Raw genomic sequence first — 19,590 nt, forward strand, 5'->3', positions numbered from 1 at the left:
ATTGGACTATCCTCCAATCATTTTTTTTATCGCGTTCAGCTTCATTAAAGCTTCAATCGGTGTTAAAGTATTGATATCAATCTTGGTAAGCTCTTCCCTGATATTCTCAAGAACCGGATCATCCAGTTGAAAGAAGGAAAGCTGCATATTTTCTTCTGTTACCCTTTTGATATTCTCTGAAGCTCCTCCATCCTGGGTTCTGCTGGCCTCAAGCGTTTTAAGGATCTCATTGGCTCTGTTGACTACTTTTGCAGGCATTCCCGCCAGTTTGGCTACATGAATACCAAAACTATGCTCACTGCCTCCCGGAACCAGCTTTCTTAGGAAAATAATATTCCCTTTGTTTTCCTGAATAGAAACATGGAAGTTCTTTACTCTTTCAAAATTCACTGTCATTTCATTCAGCTCATGATAATGGGTGGCAAATAAAGTCTTCGCTTGTGTAGTATGCTGATGAAGGTATTCTGCTATCGCCCATGCAATGGAAACTCCGTCATAAGTGGAAGTTCCACGACCAATTTCATCCAAAAGGATAAGGCTTCGTTCCGAAATATTATTCAAGATATTAGCCGCTTCATTCATTTCCACCATGAAAGTAGATTCACCGGCAGAAATATTATCCGTTGCCCCTACCCTTGTAAAGATCTTATCCAGCAGTCCAATTTCTGCATGTTTGCGGGTACAAAGCTTCCGATCTGAGCCAAAAGACATACGATCGCTGTCTGACGCAAAATCGCCGATTTACCGGCCATGTTAGGCCCTGTAACCATAATGATCTGCTGAGAATCTTTATCTAAAAAGATATCATTGGGAATATATTTTTCTCCCAAAGGAAGAGCATTTTCAATAATCGGATGTCTTGCTTCTTTCAGATCAATTGCATAGCCATCATTCAGAATAGGTTTTGTATAACTTTCAGAAACAGCTAATTCTGATAATCCTGCAGCAACATCAAGCTGTGCAATAATATTGGAATTCCCTTGGATCTGATCAATATAAACCATGGTTTCAGCACATACACTCCTATAGAGCTGACTTTCCAGAACTCCTATCTTCTCTTCAGCACCTAGAATCTGGCTTTCATATTCCTTTAATTCTTCGGTGATGTACCGCTCCGCATTCACAAGGGTCTGTTTTCTTACCCAGTCATCCGGCACTTTATCTTTATGGGTATTTCGGACTTCAATATAGTATCCGAAAACATTATTAAAATCAATTTTAAGACTTGTAATACCTGTTCTTTCAATTTCTCTCTGGCACATTTCATCTAAGAACCCACGACCTTTGTTCTGGAGATTCCTTAATCGGTCTAATTCTTCAGAAACCCCACCTTTAATTACATTTCCTTTGGCAATACTCACCGGAAGCTCTTCATTAAGATGGTTCTGCAGGAATTTGATCAGTTCTTCAAGATCAAACAGAGGCTCTAACCATGCCAATACATCTGCATGAGGATGCAATAATGCTTTGATTTTATGAATATTGATTAAACTTTGACGCAGATGCCCCAATTCCCTAGGGGATATTTTTTCTGCTGCCAGTTTCCCCATCAATCGGTCAAGATCAGAAATAGACTTTAAAAGCTGTCCTATTTCATATTTAAGATGATCGTTCTCGTTTAAGAAATCAATCAGGGAAAGTCTTCTCGCAATTTCATCTACCGATTTTAAAGGAAGAATAATCCTCCTTCTCAGCAATCTTCCTCCCATCGGAGTTGAGGTTTTATCAATAATATCTAGCAATGATTTCCCTTGCGGATTACTTGGGTAAACGATCTCCAGATTTCTTAAGGTAAAATTATCCATCATCAGATAATCTTCCTGAGGAATGATCTGCAGCTTAGTGATATGGGAAAGTAAATTATGATGAGTATCCTCTACCAGATAAGCAAAAATAGCTCCGGCTGCTGTAATAGCCAATGGATGGGTTTCTATTCCAAATCCTTTTAACGAATTCGTTTTAAAATGGTTGGTTAGCTTCTCGTAGGCAAAATTATATTGAAATGCCCAGTCTTCCAGCTTAAAGGCATTTTTATTCTTTATTTGATCAGGAATCTGTACACTTCTCTGGAAAATGATTTCACTTGGATCAAAAGTATTGACGATATGCAACAGCTTTTCAAGATTTCCCTCACTTACCAAAAACTCTCCGGTAGAAATATCTACTAAAGCGATTCCATATTTCTCTTTTTCTTTATGCAAAGAAAGCAGGAAGTTGTTTTTCTTAGAGTTTAAGACCTGATCATTGAAGGTTACTCCTGGTGTTACCAATTCCGTCACTCCTCTTTTTACAATTCCTTTGACCATTTTAGGGTCTTCCAGCTGATCGCATATAGCCACTCTCATTCCTGCTCTTACCAATTTGGGAAGATAAGAATCTATTGAATGATGTGGGAATCCTGCTAATTCAACACTGCCTTCACCATTATTCCTTTTAGTAAGAACAATTCCTAATATCTGGGAAGTCTTCACGGCATCCTGCCCAAAAGTTTCATAAAAATCTCCTACTCTGAAAAGCAAAAGGGCATCAGGGTATTTTCCCTTGATGGTATTATACTGAGTCATGAGTGGAGTTTCCTTCTTCGATTTTGCCATAGTAAAAAATGAGCCCCAAATTTAAAGAAATAAATCCATGGTTACAGAATTGTTTCATGGTTTATCCCCGAATAACTTTTCCTTATCGGGAATTAATTGTATTTTCACCATAAAATCACATCCATGGAATTTCCTGTTTTAGAAACCGAAAGACTTATCTTACGACAACTCTCTCTTCATGATACCGAAGATCTGTTTGAATATTTCTCCCAAGATGAGGTCATGGAATACTATGATCTTGAAGCCTTCAAAGTGTCTGAAGATGCACAGCGTATCATTCAACATTTCAACAGTGAGTTTGAAAAAGGAAAAGGATTCCGTTGGGCTTTACAGTTAAAATCTAATGGTAAAGTGATTGGTACATGTGGCTATCACAATTGGTACCGCGAACATTTCAGAGCAGAAGTCGGATATGAGCTGAATCCGCTTTTCTGGAAGCAGTCTTATATGAAAGAAACGCTTCTCCCCATTCTGACATACGGTTTTGAAAGCATGAGATTACATCGTGTAGATGCTTTTATTGATCCTGCCAATACCTCCTCTGAAAAGCTCTTAACTTCTCTTAATTTTCAAGAAGAAGGAACTCTTAAAGACTACTTTTTTGAAAAAGGAAAGTTTGTAGATGCTAAGATTTTTGGACTGATTAATAGATAGGCTGGGAGCCAGAAGAAGGAAGCTGGAAATTACTATTTGTCTATAAATAGGTACTTGTCATTCTAAACATCTGTAAGGATATAAAAGATTTTTCCCTCGTCAGAAATCGAAAATTCGGCGTGGCCAATCACAATGAGGCAACATTGGATATAAGAATCAAATATTTTTTATGAAATACTTAAAGTGACTTTTCGACAAGAATAACGTCCTTCTTCCCGCCTCCATCTTCCATCCCTTAAGATTAATTTCCTTTCTCCAAATGCCTTTCTACTGCTTCTGAACTCTTTTTAAATGCCCATTTTTGTTTGTAATTCACCCACTTAGCTTTAAAAATTTTACGCATAAGCTTATCAGTGTATCTCATTATGAAAACGTGATACAACATACTCGCAAATACGTTCGGTTTATTGGGAAGCGCTCTTAATGAAAGAGAAAACCCCGGTTCAAGGTATCGGTTAAAATGCCAGAATGCACCCGGAATAAAAAGAGCATCACCATGTTCCATAAAAATTTCATATCCTTTTGCATACTTCAGTGCCGGAAATTTTTCATAATCAGGATTCTCATAATCTACATCATAGATGGTATGAACAGATAATGGAACTTTATACAAAAACGGAGATTGCTTCTGATCGAATAACAATATTCTCTTTTTCCCTTCGAAATGGATATGCATAAAATCTCCCAAATCCACATCATAATGCATTAATACATGCGCCTCACTCCCTCCAAAGAATAAAGTAGGAAGTCTTTTGAAAAATTTAATTCCCAAATCAGGATAGGTAAAGTTTTTTAGAAGCTCCGGAAGCCTGTCTGTAATAATATAAAAGAAGATCCTAAGATCTGAAGGTTTACTTTTTATCGTATCAATATAATCCTTCATCTTCATATTCGCTACCGGAGCATCAGAACTCTTAGCGGCATCAGCAGGCTTATTATCGTACAGAGGAACTTCCTGATCGCCCGCTTTATCCCGGATATAAGCCAGATTCCATAGATCAAAAGCATCCCAACGACTCGCAAAATTCTTGATTAAAAGAGGCTTGTGCTTTTTGAAATAATTTTTCTGAAAATCTTCCTTACTGATATCATCAACAATATCTACGTTTTCGAGGATCATGTACTTTGTATTTAATGCGAAATAAAAATAGTGTTTTTTTGAAAACTGAAAAAATTAAGATAAAAAGGTTGAAAGCTGGGAGCGGGAGGCTGGAAGTTCCTATTCGCCTGTAAACATCTATATATCATTCAATAAAAATTTATTTATAAACAACTTAAACAACTTAAACGGCTTCCCCGGCTTCCATAATTTCCCTTTCCAGTCTCAGACATCCTTACTTTATTAGCAGAGCTCAGATGAAAAATTTATATTTGTGATATTAAGCGAATTTATGAGAGTATACAACACGAAACATTTCCTTAAGATCCTTTTCAGCTTACACAAGAGCGATACCCTGAAGATTCTTTTCCCTAGTATGATTATGGTGGGATTATACTCTTGGGGAATTCAATATTTGGAAGTGGGATATTTTCATCTTACTGCAAAATCAGGAATCAGTAATGTGGGCATGATTCATTCCTTATTGGGATTTGTACTCTCTCTTTTATTGGTTTTTCGTACCAATACAGCGTATGACAGATGGTGGGAAGGAAGAAAACTTTGGGGAAAACTGGTGAATGATACCCGAAACTTTGCCATAAAGATGAATACCATTCTTGGAGATAACCGCCAAGATGCGGAACAGATCTCAAGATATTTAAAATATTTCCCGCACTTCTTAGCTAAACATCTTTCCAAAGAATCTACTCGTCTGGCATTGGATGAAGATTATTCTGAAATTGAAAAAACATTAAAAAATCATGGACCAAGCGAAATCGTGATTCTTTTAAGCCATAAACTGAACCAATTAAAAAAAGAAGGAAAAATTTCAGAGATCGAAATGCTTTATTTAGACACTCAACTTTCCGGCTTCCTGGAAGTATGTGGTGGCTGTGAAAGAATTAAGAACACTCCTATTCCTTATTCTTACTCTTCATTTATTAAAAAGTTCATCATTTTATACGTACTTGCTCTTCCTATTGCTTACGTTATCACCATCGGGCTTTTTATGATTCCGCTTACGGTTTTTGTATATTATGTATTGATGAGCCTTGAAATGATTGCTGAAGAAATTGAAGATCCTTTTAACAATGATGAGAATGACATCCCAATGGAAACGATCGCCCAGAATATTGAGAAAAATGTTCACCAGATTATGAGCAAAAAATAAAAAATCAACCTTTTAAAGGTTGATTTCTTTGAGTTCGCCGTCTGCTTTTATTTCGACAAATTTACTTTCCCTGTTCGCAGCGTCATATCCATAAAAGAAAGTGCTGTATATCGGAGTAGAATACAGATAAGCTCCATACCCATTATAAGCATCTGAAGTTCCTGTTTGCTGCTGGTAACTTGCAGTAGCTGTAAAGTTTACAATGGTTTCAAGATAATACTTCCCAGGTTTCAATTTTTCAAATTTAAATCGCCCATGATCATCTGTTAAGGCTTCTACTCTGTATTTAAAAGCTTCCTCAGACATATAAACGGTAGTCTTTTTATTTTCATACTTCTTTCTCATGCTATAAAACTCTTCAAAATAAGGAGTTACAGGAAAAAGCATAATAACGGTTCCTTTCGGAGCATAATGTTTTTGCCCAAGAAGAGGTTTGATTCCCCAATTATTTTTTTGCTTGGTAGAAGCTACGCCTTCAATCGTTGAATTTCCGAACGCCAGCATATCACGAGCCAGCTTTTTATCAAAGAAAGCTTGAGGATAATAGGTGTTCTGTGCTTGTGAATGCAGAAAAGCAAACAACAGTATAAATAAAGTAAGTAATTTTTTCATAGTATATTTTTGAATCAAATATAAGTATTTTACTATTTTTGAAATAAAAATAGCTATGAAATACATTTTTCTATTGTTTTTCTCTGCTTCTACCATGATCTTGGCGCAGAAACCTTGTGGATATAAAGACGGATTACAGGAAGGAACCTGCAAAGAGTTCTATGACAACGGACAGGTAAAGAATGTCATTGAATGGAAGAAAGGAAAAAAAGAAGGGGATGCTGTTTTTTACCATGATAATGGAAAAGTAAATGCAAAGGGTGAATTCAAAAAAGACTTCAAAGTAAAAGAATGGTCTTATTACGATAAAAATGGCACCCTTACCGCTAAGGAAGCTTATAGAAATGGAGACAAAAACATTTATGACAATAGTTTTACCGGTACCTTCTATTCTCCCAAAGGAGTTGTGGAAGAAGTTTCCAACTATAAATTTGCAAAGCTGCATGGAGAAACCAAACTTTTTCATGAAGATGGAAAATCAGTAAAGCAGATCGGAACCTATGAAAACGGACTTGCTACCGGAAAATGGAAAGCATTTTATCCATCGGGAAAGGTACAGCGTGAAACAGAATTTGTCAATGACAAATGGAATGGCAACAGAATCCATTACCGTGAAGACGGCAGCATTGAAAAAACCGAGGTCTATAAAGACGGAAAATTAATCTCAACAAAATAATACAATTGGTACAGAAACTAAAACTGGAGGAACTAAACAGAATAGATGTAGAAACATTTAAGAAAGTTGAAAAAATTCCGTTGGTCATCATTTTAGATAATATCAGAAGTATGCACAATGTAGGTGCAGCCTTCAGAACGGCAGATGCCTTCTTAATTGAAAAAATAATCCTTTGCGGAATTACTCCGCAACCACCTCACCGTGAAATTCACAAAGCGGCATTAGGGGCTACGGAAAGCGTAGATTGGTCTCACGAAGAAGACACTAATAATGCTATCTCTGATTTGAAAAGCAAAGGATATGAGATCATTGGAATTGAGCAGACTACCGGGAGTCAAATGATTACAGATTTTACAATTGACAAATCAAAAAAATATGCCCTTATTCTAGGCAATGAAGTAGAAGGTATCAGTGATGAGGTACTCCCTAATGTTGATGTATTCTTAGAAATTCCACAACTTGGAACCAAGCATTCTCTTAATGTAAGTGTATGTGGTGGAATTGTGATGTGGGAGTTTGCAAAAGCCCTAAAATAAAAAAACTGCATATGTCATTAGTAGACAGTGCAGTTTGAAATAAATCTAATAAAAAGTAAAAATGAAAGGCGACAAAGGTACTTTTTTTTTATTTACAAACAAATTTTAACGGCACTTTTTTTGTTTTAACTTAAAAAAAGTCGCGTTTTCAGAAAAAGTTTCGTTTAATTTTTTATAAATTAGCACAATGTTTATCAAGGACTATATCTCAAAAGATTTCCCATGCTTTAACCTGTCGGACTCTATAGAATCGGCAAGAAATACATTGGATGATTTCGGATATTCTCATATTTTCATCAAAAAATCCCATCACTTTTATGGAGCCCTTGCTAAGGACTTTTTATATGAAGAAGATGGTGGAACTTTGAAGGATCTTGAGCATCAAATCGAGAGATTTGCCATTCTGGATGATCATAATATCATGGATAGTATCCGCCTGTTTTATACATTCAATACCAATGTGATCCCAGTGATCAACAAGAGTGAAAAGTATTTGGGCTATATTACCTGTGATGATATCTTCCAGGATCTTTCCCGTTATCCGTTATTTTCAGAATCTGGAGCGATTCTTACGGTAGAAGCTCCTGCCAGAAAGTACTCCATGACGGAAATCGCTAATATTGTGGAAAGCAATAATTCGAAATTTTATGGCGGATTCATTAGCTTTATGTCTGATGAGGTAATTCATGTTACCATCAAGATTAGCAATGAAAATTTAGCCTCGATAGACTCAACTTTTGACCGGTACGACTACAGAATTGTTGAAAAATATTATTCTGATGAGAAATCCGATCTCTTTAAAGACCGATTCGGTTTTTTCCAAAAATTTATAGAAATATAACATGAAGGCAGCCATATATTCTCAGAAAAAAGATCTTGATACTTTTTTATATTTAAGCAAGTTTATCTCTGAACTTGAAACCAGAGGTGTAAAATCTGTTCTGTATGATGAAATGGCTGAAGCACTTCAGTTTTCGAAAATTTTCGAGACTTTCAACAATAAGCAGGATCTTGTGGATAAAGAAGTGGATCTTTTCTTCACCTTTGGTGGCGATGGAACCATTGTAAATTCTCTTACCTTCATCGAAGATCTTGAAATTCCTGTAGTTGGGGTAAATACCGGAAGATTAGGATTCCTGGCCTTTTTTACAAAAGAAGAAGCTTTTAAAGAGCTGGATGCCATCTTAAAAGGAGATGTAAAAACTAGCCGTCGTTCAGTAATCCAAGTGGTTTCTCCAAACCTGGAGGGATTTTTCCCATATGCATTAAATGATGTCACTGTATCCCGAAAGGAAACAACCTCTATGATTACGGTGGATTCTTATATTAACAATGAATTTCTAAATGTATTCTGGGGCGATGGGGTTATTATCTCCACTCCAACAGGATCTACAGCTTATTCTTTAAGCTGTGGCGGGCCAATTATTTCTCCTAATAACGAAAACTTTGTCATCACCCCTATCGCACCTCACAATCTTAATGTGAGACCTTTAGTCGTTAATGATAAAGTAGAAATCAAATTTAGAGTAGAAAGCAGAGTACCACAATACTCATTGTCTCTAGACTCCAGATTAATTCATATCGAAACCGATAAGGAGATTATCATCAGGAAAGCAGATTTTCAGCTTCTTTTGGTACAGCCCAATAATTTAAGCTTCTACGAAACCATCCGTCAGAAGCTACTTTGGGGGCGTGACAAAAGAAATTAATGATTTCTTAAAAATGATTACCTTTACACGAAAATAAACACCTAATAAATTTATAATAAAAAGTAAAACATGAGCAGAATTTTTCCGGCAGGAGTTGCCACAGGTCAGCTAGTTACTGATATTTTTCAGTATGCTAAAGAAAACAAGTTTGCATTACCTGCAGTAAACGTAATTGGATCAAGCAATGTAAACGCGGTGATGGAAACTGCAGCGAAATTGAACTCTCCTGTAATTATTCAGTTTTCAAATGGTGGAGCTGCTTTCAATGCAGGGAAAGGATTAAGCAATGACGGACAAAAGTCTGCAATTTTAGGAGCTATCGCAGGTGCTAAACACATTCATACACTTGCTGAAGCTTACGGAGCAACCGTAATTCTTCACACAGACCACTGTGCAAAGAAATTATTGCCTTGGATCGACGGATTAATGGATGCTAACGAAGAGTTCTTCAAGCAAACAGGAAAATCTCTTTACTCTTCTCACATGTTAGACCTTTCTGAAGAACCTTTAGAAGAAACATTGAAATTTCAGCTAAATATTTTGAAAGAATGGCTAAACTTCAGATGACTCTTGAAGTAGAAATCGGAGTAACTGGTGGTGAAGAAGATGGTGTTGACAACTCAGACGTTGATAACTCTAAATTATATACTCAGCCTGAAGATGTAGCGTATACCTATGAAAAATTAAAAGCTATTTCTGATAACTTTACGATTGCAGCTGCATTCGGTAACGTACACGGAGTTTACAAACCAGGAAATGTGGTTCTTACTCCAAAAATCCTAGACAACTCTCAGAAATATGTTCAGGAGAAATTCGGAACTGCTGATAAGCCGATTAACTTTGTATTCCACGGAGGTTCAGGATCTACTTTGGAAGAAATCAGAGAAGCGATCGACTATGGAGTAATCAAAATGAATATCGATACTGACCTTCAGTTTGCATACACAGAGGGCGTTAGAGATTATATGGTAAACAATATTGATTATTTAAGAGCTCAAATCGGAAACCCTGAAGGAGAAGAAAAGCCTAACAAAAAATTCTATGACCCAAGAGTTTGGGTAAGAAAAGGTGAGGAAACTTTCTCTACAAGATTAGTACAAGCATTTGAAGATTTAAATAACGTAAATACTTTAAAATAAGAACTGTACATTTGTACCAATGTAAAGAGTATTTCATAAGGAGTACATTCACATTGGTACATTTTACATTTATACATTAATACAATTAAAAATGGCATTCGACTGGTTTAAAAGAAAAGCAAAAAACATTACCACCTCTACTGATGAGAAAAAGGACGTTCCCAAAGGTCTTTGGCATCAGACTCCATCCGGAAAAGTTGTGGAACATGATGAATTAAAGAGAAATAACTATGTTTCTCCTGAAGATGGATTTCATGTAAGAATAGGAAGTGCGGAATTTTTTGACATCCTTTTTGACGGTGGTAAATTTACCGAACTGGATGCCAATGTTGAAAGTATTGATATCTTGAACTTTAAGGATACAAAGCCTTATAAAGATCGTTTAAAAGAAGTAAAAGCAAAAACTAAACTTACAGACTCTATCAGAAATGCTGTAGGAACCGTAAAAGGAACTGAAATGGTAGTTTCTTGTATGGATTTCGCTTTTATTGGGGGATCTTTAGGTTCTGTAATGGGTGAAAAAATCAAAAGAGCGATTGATTATTGTATCAAGAACAAACTTCCGTATATGATTATCTGTCAGTCCGGAGGAGCTAGAATGCAGGAAGCAACTTATTCTTTGATGCAGTTAGCTAAGGTACAGGCTAAATTGGCTCAGCTTTCAGAAGCGGGTCTTTTATACATCGCTTACCTTTGTGACCCAACTTTTGGTGGAATTACAGCATCTTTCGCGATGACTGCTGATATCATCATGGCTGAACCGGGTGCATTAATCGGTTTTGCAGGGCCAAGAGTAATCCGTGAAACCATCGGTAGAGACTTACCGGAAGGATTCCAGACCTCTGAATTCCTACAAGAAAAAGGATTTGTGGACTTCATTGTAAAAAGAACTGAAATTCAGGATACTGTTGCTAAAACCGTTAATTTATTAGCTGCAAAAGCATAATTCTGTAACAAAAACAATACAATCTCTCTCTAATTAGGGAGAGATTTTTATTTATGAGGACTTTTAAGATATTTTTCAATACCATCCGGAGTATGAGCTTTAAAAAGATCATTCGTCTTTTATCGCTTGTTCTTCCCCATCCTCTTTTTGCCATACTGAGCTTTCATGCTACAGCTAAGGCATATACCATTGCACAGGCAAAATTTCCTAAAACAGCGTCTAACAATGGGATAGGAAATGCATTCAGACATGCACTCTGGTGCTGTTTCATCATGATGTATTGCAGCAAGGTTTCTTCCCCTAAAAAAGCATTGGGTTTCTGTAAAAGAATGACAGATATGCACGAAGAACTTTTCCCCAATCAACCCTTGGAAACCAAAATGGATCTCCACAACAACAAATTCGGAATGGATTATTTTATGGAACTATTACCAGGAATTCACCGCCAATTTTTTGAAAAAAGCTTTTTTGTAGACGGATTAGTAAAAAAGATGGATGATGCCAAGGTATTGAAAAATCTAGATGATGATTTTGAAGGACACCTTGTTTACCTGGAAGATTAATTAAATATATTTTATTTTTAACGCTAAGAATACGCAAAGAAGTTATAAAACTTTATACATATTTTTTGAGCGCAAGGGCATTTCATTCAGCAAGGGAATCTAATTAGTGTCCTCTGCTAAGTGTTAACGCCACTGCGAACGAAAAATATACATCTTCCTATAAAAATCTTTGCGAACATCGCGTTAAAACAAATGATTTTCAATAGCTTGAGACTGTTATCAAAAGAATCCTTCTCACTTCTCAAAAACTTAAGTGTTTAATTCTTTTGTAACTTTTGTGGTTTAAAGTATTTTTGATAAGTTTAAACAATTAAATCAATCGAATGGTTCTCAGCAGAATTTGGTCGGCTTTTATTATCATCGCCATTGCCATTGCCAGTATAAAATACATCTCGTCAAGCAATTACAAAACGATTTTCAACGACATGGTTGTTGGAAAAGGTGGTGATACGGTCAAGATTGCGACTCAGCCTATGACTGTCCTTTCTCCGGTGGTGAAAGACAGCCTGATGAAGAAAAACGATTTTGCTGATAGTAGAATTCACTATAAAACAGATTCTTTAAAGCAAAATGTAAAGGTTTACCGCGTTCAGGAAGCTGATGGCGTTATCGGAACCTCTGAAACCGCTGTAAAAATATGCATTGGCTTGATTGGAATTATGACTCTTTTTATGGGATTCATGAGTATTGCTGAAAAAGCGGGCGGAATCAATCTTTTAAGCCGATTCATTCAACCTTTCTTTTCTAAATTATTTCCTGATATTCCTAAAAATCACCCGGCATTCGGGCATATGCTGATGAATTTCAGCGCCAATCTTCTGGGATTGGATAATGCAGCTACTCCATTTGGATTGAAAGCGATGGAAAGTCTTCAGACTTTAAATCCTAATAAAGATACTGCCAGCAATTCACAAATCATGTTTCTGTGTCTTCACGCAGGAGGAATGACACTTATTCCGGTATCTATTATTGCGATCAGGGCATCAATGGGCTCTAAAACTCCTACCGATATCTTTCTGCCTTGTATGATTGCAACTTTTGCAGCAACTTTAGCAGCTATGATTATTGTTTCTTTATACCAAAAGATCAATCTTCTCCGCCCTGTAGTGATTGCTTACGTAGGAGGAATTTCTGCTATTATCGGATTATTAGTGGTCTATCTTGTACATTTGAGCAAGGACGAACTTGATGATTTTAGTAAGGTATTAAGTAATGGTCTTATTCTCTTTATTTTCCTAGCGATCGTACTTGGAGCGGTTTATAAAAAGATCAACGTTTTTGATGCCTTTATTGAAGGCGCTAAAGAAGGATTTACAACCTGTGTAAAGATTATTCCTTACCTCGTTGGAATGCTGATCGCTATTTCTCTTTTAAGAACTTCCGGAGTTTTCGATGTTCTCATTGACGGGATGAAATGGGTTGCCTATACAGCTAACCTTGACCCAAGATTCGTTGATGGACTTCCCACAGCATTAATCAAACCTTTATCCGGTTCCGGAGCCAGAGGAATGATGGTAGACACCATGGCAACTTTCGGAGCAGATAGCTTTCAGGGTAAATTAGCTGCCGTTCTTCAGGGAAGCTCAGACACGACATTCTATGTGATTGCGGTATACTTTGGTGCCGTAGCCATAAAGAATACAAGATACACGGTGATTGCTATGCTTTGGCAGATTTGGTGGGTATTATTACCTCTATTGCTTTAGCGTACCTTTTCTTTGCTTAATCTAGTTGCTGGTTTGTCGGTTGCTAGTTCTTACTGCTAAAAATGATATATGAGCTACAATAAACTTGATATTTATAACATTGCTTTTGAGTTGTTTGTTGAAACGCATCAATTGTCATTACAACTACCAAAGTATGAATTATATGAGCTTGGCAGTCAATTAAGACGCTCGGCAGACTCAGTTGTTACAAATATTGCAGAAGGCTATGGAAGAAATAATTACAAAGGAGACTTCATCAGATTCCTTACTTATTCTCAGGCAAGTTGTGATGAAACGGTATGTCATTTATCAAAAATAACAAGACTTTACCCGGAATTAAGCCAAGAATTTAAAGACAAATCAGAACAATATAAATTATTAGGAGGAAAAATAAATAATTTTATAAAATACGTTCAGCTAAGCTGGCGCACATAACTCAGCAACTAGCAACTAGCGGCAAAACTACCCATTATGATTACAGATAAAGAATTTACCCTAAGACTCATCCGCCAGCTAAGCCAGGCATTAGAAAAACTGATCCTTGATAAGCCTGAAGAAAGCTTACTACAGAAAGAGTTGGATTTTGATACTCTGATGAGAGATATTTTCAAAATGAATTTTACGGAAGTATCTTCAATGACTAAAGAAGAAATGATTGCCCTTGTCAATGAAAGACAGGAAAGGGATCATAAAGACTATTACGAAATGCTTGGAAACCTTTTCTACTTCAAGGGCAGAGAAGATCAAAATAAAGATTTTCAGGATAAGGCTAAAACGTTCTATGAGCTGTACTTACAGACCAGTGGAATTTTTGCCCTCCCAATTATTAACAGAATCAATGAATTAAAAAAAGCACTTGAATAAAGTGCTTTTGTATTTTTAGAATGTAATTTTATAAGTTCCACTGGAAGATACATTGGCTTTTTCAGCTTTTACATATTTCTTCACCCAGCTAACAGATGTAGATGATACACAAGGATCTGAAACTCCTCCTGCTCTTCTTGCTGACACTACGTTTCCTGCTTTATCTACCGTATAAGCAATCGTAATAGATCCACTGGCTGTACAGCTGTGAGATGGCTGTGCTCCTCCTCTTCCCATTGTTCCGGGAATATATCCTACCAGTTTTCTATCAATTCCTACTTTACTGTCACCATTTCCTTCACCTCCTAGCGGATCTCCTGCATTACCAGATCCATTTCCATCACCCTGTCCACCAGGTTTCTGTCCTTTTCCGCCAATAAACTTACCAATAGCGGCATTTCCTTGTCCGTCACCGTTTCCAGTCTTTGAATTGGCTTTTGCAGCTCCAGATTTTTTAGTATTCTTAGCTGTACTTGTATTTGTAGCTGCTTTTTTCTCTGCTTTTTTAGATTCCTCTTTTTTAGGAACTGTATTTTTTGAATTATTTCCAGTAATCACTTTTTCCTTCGCTTCTACTTTCTTTGGCTCGGGTTTCACTACCGGTTCAGGCTTTATTTCTGTTTTTGTTTCAGGAACTGGAACTTCTACAGGTTCCGGTGTTACGACTTCTGTCTCAGCAGCCAGACTTCCTGGTTGTTCCGCGGGTTCTTCAGCACCATTCCCGTTTCTGTTGTCTCCAAAGTTCACTAACATGGTAGTCACTACTTCGGGTTCTTTATCCAGCTCTGGTTTTAATTTATAATAAAAAACAAAAAGCAAAATGGCAGCCCAAATCAGGACAGAGAGTAATGCACTCTTTATCCGGTCTCGGTTTTCCTCGTTTCTGTTTGTAGTGTAGCTTCTCATCTTAAAAAATGATTCTTAGCATTTATTTATCCTTAACCGTTGCAATAGCAATGTTAAATTTATGTTTTTCAGCAATTTCCATAACGAAAACAACATCTTTGTGCATGGTATTTTCATCAGCTCTGATTGTGAAAGATTTATTAGTCTGCCCTGATAATTTATCTGCAATGATCTGCTCAAGTTCTCCTTTATTTACAGGATTATCATCCACAAAATAAGATCCGTCCGGCTTAATACTTACCACAACAGGGTTGGGAATATTATCTTCAACGGCTCCGGCTTTGGCAAATTCACCTCTATAGCACTTTGATTGGCTGCAGACGATGTAATCATAAAGAAAATCAGCATCAACAGGATAACATCTGTCATCGCTGCTAAACTGAATTCCGGATTTGCTTTATTTCTTCTCTGAATTTTCATCTTAAGAAAGATTTATAAAGGTTTGTTGATAAGGTCTAAAAATTCTCCTGACATATTCTGAGCCTTCAATACAAATTTATCAATTCTCGTTAAAAGAATGTTGTAACAGAAGTTAGCAGGAATTGCTACAGCAAGACCTACAGCAGTCTGCCCTAATGCCGTATAGATACCTTCTGAAAGTGTTTTCGGAGAGAAAGAACCTGTTGCATGTGATAGATTAAAGAAGGCAATAATCATCCCGATTACCGTTCCCAAAAGACCTAACATTGGTGCAATACTGGGTACTACAGCCAAAAGATTCAGGTTTTTCTCCATATTGGCCACTTCTACCTGAGCCTGCGATTCCATCGCACTTACGATATCAGAAACAGGACGGCCAAGCCTTGAGATCCCTTTTTCAAGAATTCTTCCTTCCGGAGAGTTCTGTGTTTTACAATAATCAGCAGCAGCTTCTATTTTTCCTGCCTTAATAAAGTCTTCAATATTATTCATGAAGTTAGAATCCGTCTTTGAAGTCAGTCTTTTAATAAAGAAAAATCTTTCAAAAAACAGATATAGGGAAAATACTCCAAGTAATAATACGGTCATCATCACTATTTTAGCGAAGGCTCCTCCATGGAACATGATTTTCCAGAATGAAAATTCTAAATTGTCTGCGGCAACTGCAGGTGTAGTGATTTGTGCAAATAAAATCTGAGAAAGTTCCGTTAACAGCATTAAATGTGAATTTTATTAAAGTTTCAACGACAAATGTAGTGGAATATTATGAATTGCTCTCTTAAAAATTGCTTAAAAACAACTTAAAGTTTGTTATTATGTGTCAACAACAAATTTCTTTCCAAAAAATAATTTTGAAAAGAAATCTGCTATTAAAAAGGAAGAATCAGTAGCGTTTAGTCTTCGTCTACTTCAATATCATCCTGTTTGAACTCGCATTTTAACCTAAAAGGAATCGGAGTATCTGATCCGGTATAGAAATCATCAATGGTTCCCTTCCATATCATCTGAAGCTCGCCCTCTTCGTTTTTCTCGAAAAGAAGCTCATTATCGTAGACATAGGCATCTTCATCATCGAAAAGATCTACCTCTGTATAAGTTTCTTCATCAGAGTCATTGATTTTTATTGTTTTTCCTTCTATTTCCGCAGAGTCGATAGGAAAATCGAAGATCTCAAGTGAAAGCTGCGGAAACTTGTACTGTAATGAATCATCGTCTACGTGATCCAAACCGTCATCCGTAATAATTTCAACCTCTAAAAAATGTTGCTGGTTGCTGTAAACTGCCTTACAATAAGTGTTTCTAATATTGTATTTTAGCGTTTCCTCCGGATGGTAAATTTTTAAAATCCCTTTCATTTTTTCTTAAAAAAAGAACTGTAATAATATGATTGTTAAACGTTTTAGACAAAGATAAAAAATTGATTTAATGTGAAAAGGATTTTGAATATTATTTTTTAAAATCAATTCCCAGAATGTGATGAATCTCCCAATAATACTTACTTTTGCTTTATAAAGATTCTGAAAATGAAAAGTATTTTATCGAAAAGTATTCTGGGATTAGGACTGATAATGGGTCTTGCCTCGTGCAAAAAGACCGATTCTCCCCTTACGAAGGTAACGCCTACCAATCTGGATTCTATTGCATCCAATTATTACGAACAGTATCTTAAACTCTATCCTTTAGACGCTACTTCTCAGGGAGACCTAAGATATAACGACCAGCTTCCCATCAATATTGATAAAGACTTCATCTCAGGAGAAGTCGCTTTTTACAACTCAGTACAAAAGCAATTGGAAAATGTAGATTATAAAACCCTTTCCGATGAAGATAAGGTAGTATATGACGTATTGGATTATACTTTAAAAGATAAAATTGAAGCATATGCCTATCACCCTGAATATATCCCGTTCACTCAGTTCGGAGGTCTTCCATTAAACTTCCCTCTGTATGGCAGCGGACAAGGAAGCCAACCCTTCAAAACTGAAAAAGATTATAGCGACTGGCTGAAAAGAATGGAAAAACTCCCGGAATGGATGGATGCAGCAGCAGATAATTTCCGCGATGGGATCAACAATAAGGTTGTTCTCCCTAAAAAACTGATTGTCAAAATGATCCCTCAAATGAAAGCTGAAGAGATTACGACTCAGGATATGGAAAAAAATATTTTCTATGGACCTATTAAACACTTCCCAAAGAGTTTTACTCAGGCTCAAAAAGATAAATTCTCAGCACTTTATAAGGATGCCATTACTAAAAAGATCATTCCTGCTTATACTAAAATGGGAATATTCCTGGAAAAAGAGTATTTGCCAAAAGGTAGAGATACAGACGGATACAACAGCCTTCCCAACGGAAATGAAATTTACGGGTATTATGTAAAAAGCTGGACTACTACCAAAAAATCGCCTGATGAGATCAACAAAATCGGGCAGCAACAGGTTGCCATGCTTCGTGCAGAGATGGAAAAAGTAAAACAACAAGTTGGTTTTACAGGAACATTGGAGGAGTTTATCACCTACGTGAAAACAGATCCTAAAGCAATGCCTTATAAAACTTCTAAAGATGTTTTAAATGGATTCAACAGTATTCTGACCAAGATTACTCCAAAGCTGAAAACGATGTTTAACGTAACTCCGAAAACAAAGTTTGAAATCAGGCAAACGGAAAAATTCAGAGAAGCCAGTGCCAGTGCAGAATATATCCCGGGAACTCCTGACGGAAAAAGAGCCGGAATTTTCTACGTTCCTCTTCCTGACCCTACCAAATTCAATGTAACCTCTGGAATGGAATCGTTGTTCTTACACGAAGCGATTCCGGGGCACCATTATCAGGTTTCTCTTCAACAGGAAAATACAAAGCTTCCAAAATTCATGAGATTCGGATGGTTTGGTGCTTATGGAGAAGGATGGGCACACTATTGTGAAACCTTAGGCCCTGAATTCGGATTATACACGGATCCTTATCAAAAAATGGGGTATTTAAGTGACCAGATGCTGAGAGCAGTAAGGTTGGTAGTAGATACAGGCATACATACTGGAAAAATGACCAGAGAAGAAGCTATTAAATACTTCCTAAGCAATATCTCCTATGATGAAGGAGCTGCAGTAGCTGAGGTGGAAAGATATATGGCTATGCCGGGACAAGCTTTAGGATATAAAATCGGGTCTTTAAGAATTCGTGAATTGAGAGAAAAATATCAGAAAGAACTTGGTAATAAGTTTAATCTGGCAAGCTTCCATGATGAAGTATTAAGCCAGGGATGCCTTCCGTTGGATGTTCTGAACAGAAAGATGGAGCTTTGGGCGAAAAAACAGAAATAATTATACAAAACGATATACCAATGGGGCAGTTATTTTAATTGTCCCATTTTTTGTTTAAAAAAACGAATACAAGTAATACGCAAATTTTATACTTTTAACAAAACTAATTTCATGAGAGTCTTTTTATTGCTTCTTGTGAGTCTTACTTTTTCATGCAAAAACAAAGACCAGAATGCTAAAGAAGATCTACAAGTAGTTGTGGACTCTAATTTACCATCCAACGATACCTTAAAACTTCTGTCAAAGTATCCGGAATTAAAACTGTTTAACAGTGAAATAGTTGAAAGCCGAACAAGGACAGCTTATATTGTTCAAAACTCAAGCTTTTCCATTGGGATCCATGAACAAAGAGCTATTTTCGAGGACTATAAATGTAAAAGTATTTACAAAAATGATACTTTAGAAATCTGGTTAAACAATAATAACGGATATTTTGGGAATGGTATTTTAGTTCAGGTATTCAATCATAAATTTAAAATTAAGAATATAGACCCAAAAACATTAAGAAATGAGATAAAATTCATTGCAGCAGATGTATTGAATCAAAAATTAGTTCTTAATAAATCCAATTTCAAAAGAAATGATAGCATCTATGGTTTTGTAAATTATACATGTAGTTTGGATTATCAGGTTAAAAAACACTTCAGAGGATATTTTAAAACTTTAATACAATAA

At 36.4% G+C, this 19,590-nt stretch carries 17 protein-coding genes and 4 pseudogenes; 14 read left to right on the forward strand and 7 right to left on the reverse strand.

Annotated elements, in window-relative coordinates; translation table 11 throughout:
- Positions 1-6: 6 nt before the first annotated feature.
- A pseudogene (gene mutS, locus QWZ06_RS26320) lies at positions 7-2,594 on the reverse strand (DNA mismatch repair protein MutS).
- A 123-nt stretch (positions 2,595-2,717) separates the two neighbouring features.
- Here mutS and QWZ06_RS26325 point away from each other — a divergent pair.
- Positions 2,718-3,248 (forward strand): GNAT family N-acetyltransferase, encoded by a 531-nt coding sequence (locus QWZ06_RS26325; protein WP_290302094.1) that lies wholly within the window; start codon positions 2,718-2,720, stop codon positions 3,246-3,248.
- A gap of 241 nt (positions 3,249-3,489) precedes the next feature.
- Here QWZ06_RS26325 and QWZ06_RS26330 read toward each other — a convergent pair whose 3' ends face one another.
- Complete coding sequence (locus tag QWZ06_RS26330; protein ID WP_290302095.1) at positions 3,490-4,368, reverse strand: cupin-like domain-containing protein; 879 nt, start codon at positions 4,366-4,368, stop codon at positions 3,490-3,492.
- Between the two features lie 253 nt (positions 4,369-4,621).
- Here QWZ06_RS26330 and QWZ06_RS26335 point away from each other — a divergent pair, with 253 nt between their 5' ends.
- On the forward strand, positions 4,622-5,518 hold the full coding sequence (locus QWZ06_RS26335; protein WP_290302096.1) for a bestrophin family protein: 897 nt from the start codon (positions 4,622-4,624) through the stop codon (positions 5,516-5,518).
- A 12-nt stretch (positions 5,519-5,530) separates the two neighbouring features.
- Here QWZ06_RS26335 and QWZ06_RS26340 read toward each other — a convergent pair whose 3' ends face one another.
- Positions 5,531-6,130 carry a hypothetical protein gene (locus QWZ06_RS26340; protein ID WP_290302098.1) on the reverse strand — a complete coding sequence of 200 codons (600 nt, stop codon included), beginning with the start codon at positions 6,128-6,130 and terminating at the stop codon, positions 5,531-5,533.
- 55 nt (positions 6,131-6,185) lie between these two features.
- Between QWZ06_RS26340 and QWZ06_RS26345 the strand changes: the two genes are divergently transcribed.
- The 10 genes and pseudogenes from QWZ06_RS26345 to QWZ06_RS26390 all read left to right on the forward strand — a co-directional run bounded on the left by QWZ06_RS26345 (position 6,186) and on the right by QWZ06_RS26390 (position 14,269).
- Positions 6,186-6,806: a toxin-antitoxin system YwqK family antitoxin gene (locus QWZ06_RS26345; protein WP_290302100.1), complete on the forward strand. Its 621-nt coding sequence runs from the start codon at positions 6,186-6,188 to the stop codon at positions 6,804-6,806.
- Between the two features lie 5 nt (positions 6,807-6,811).
- Positions 6,812-7,342 (forward strand): RNA methyltransferase, encoded by a 531-nt coding sequence (locus QWZ06_RS26350; RefSeq protein ID WP_123869277.1) that lies wholly within the window; start codon positions 6,812-6,814, stop codon positions 7,340-7,342.
- Between the two features lie 187 nt (positions 7,343-7,529).
- On the forward strand, positions 7,530-8,183 hold the full coding sequence (locus QWZ06_RS26355; protein ID WP_290302104.1) for a CBS domain-containing protein: 654 nt from the start codon (positions 7,530-7,532) through the stop codon (positions 8,181-8,183).
- A gap of 1 nt (position 8,184) precedes the next feature.
- Positions 8,185-9,051, forward strand: coding sequence for an NAD kinase (locus QWZ06_RS26360; RefSeq protein WP_290302107.1), 867 nt, complete (start codon positions 8,185-8,187; stop codon positions 9,049-9,051).
- Between the two features lie 69 nt (positions 9,052-9,120).
- A pseudogene (fbaA, locus tag QWZ06_RS26365) lies at positions 9,121-10,190 on the forward strand (class II fructose-bisphosphate aldolase).
- A 91-nt stretch (positions 10,191-10,281) separates the two neighbouring features.
- Positions 10,282-11,136 (forward strand): acetyl-CoA carboxylase, carboxyltransferase subunit beta, encoded by an 855-nt coding sequence (accD, locus tag QWZ06_RS26370; protein WP_290302108.1) that lies wholly within the window; start codon positions 10,282-10,284, stop codon positions 11,134-11,136.
- 53 nt (positions 11,137-11,189) lie between these two features.
- Positions 11,190-11,699, forward strand: a complete 510-nt coding sequence (locus tag QWZ06_RS26375) for a DUF6973 domain-containing protein (protein WP_290302110.1) — start codon at positions 11,190-11,192, stop codon at positions 11,697-11,699.
- Between the two features lie 323 nt (positions 11,700-12,022).
- Positions 12,023-13,425 (forward strand): annotated as a pseudogene (locus QWZ06_RS26380) (nucleoside recognition domain-containing protein).
- A gap of 49 nt (positions 13,426-13,474) precedes the next feature.
- Positions 13,475-13,840: a four helix bundle protein gene (locus QWZ06_RS26385; RefSeq protein ID WP_290302114.1), complete on the forward strand. Its 366-nt coding sequence runs from the start codon at positions 13,475-13,477 to the stop codon at positions 13,838-13,840.
- Positions 13,841-13,876: 36 nt separating this feature from the next.
- A complete protein-coding gene (locus QWZ06_RS26390) occupies positions 13,877-14,269 on the forward strand; it encodes a hypothetical protein (RefSeq protein WP_290302116.1) in 393 nt (130 codons plus the stop codon).
- A gap of 15 nt (positions 14,270-14,284) precedes the next feature.
- On the opposite strand, the gene QWZ06_RS26395 is transcribed toward QWZ06_RS26390, so the two are convergent.
- From QWZ06_RS26395 to QWZ06_RS26415, 4 genes and pseudogenes are all read right to left on the reverse strand, one after another.
- A complete protein-coding gene (locus tag QWZ06_RS26395; protein WP_290302118.1) occupies positions 14,285-15,175 on the reverse strand; it encodes a ferric siderophore ABC transporter substrate-binding protein in 891 nt (296 codons plus the stop codon).
- A gap of 22 nt (positions 15,176-15,197) precedes the next feature.
- Positions 15,198-15,595 (reverse strand): annotated as a pseudogene (locus QWZ06_RS28080) (ExbD/TolR family protein).
- A 12-nt stretch (positions 15,596-15,607) separates the two neighbouring features.
- On the reverse strand, positions 15,608-16,312 hold the full coding sequence (locus QWZ06_RS26410) for a MotA/TolQ/ExbB proton channel family protein (protein WP_290302122.1): 705 nt from the start codon (positions 16,310-16,312) through the stop codon (positions 15,608-15,610).
- Between the two features lie 176 nt (positions 16,313-16,488).
- Positions 16,489-16,950 (reverse strand): hypothetical protein, encoded by a 462-nt coding sequence (locus QWZ06_RS26415; RefSeq protein ID WP_290302123.1) that lies wholly within the window; start codon positions 16,948-16,950, stop codon positions 16,489-16,491.
- Between the two features lie 168 nt (positions 16,951-17,118).
- Here QWZ06_RS26415 and QWZ06_RS26420 point away from each other — a divergent pair, with 168 nt between their 5' ends.
- The gene (locus tag QWZ06_RS26420) at positions 17,119-18,915 is read left to right on the forward strand and encodes a DUF885 domain-containing protein (protein ID WP_290302125.1); all 1,797 of its coding nucleotides are present in this window, start codon (positions 17,119-17,121) and stop codon (positions 18,913-18,915) included.
- A 111-nt stretch (positions 18,916-19,026) separates the two neighbouring features.
- Positions 19,027-19,590: a hypothetical protein gene (locus tag QWZ06_RS26425; protein ID WP_290302126.1), complete on the forward strand. Its 564-nt coding sequence runs from the start codon at positions 19,027-19,029 to the stop codon at positions 19,588-19,590.

The organism is Chryseobacterium tructae (assembly GCF_030409875.1).
GTDB classification, from domain to species: Bacteria; Bacteroidota; Bacteroidia; order Flavobacteriales; family Weeksellaceae; genus Chryseobacterium; species Chryseobacterium tructae.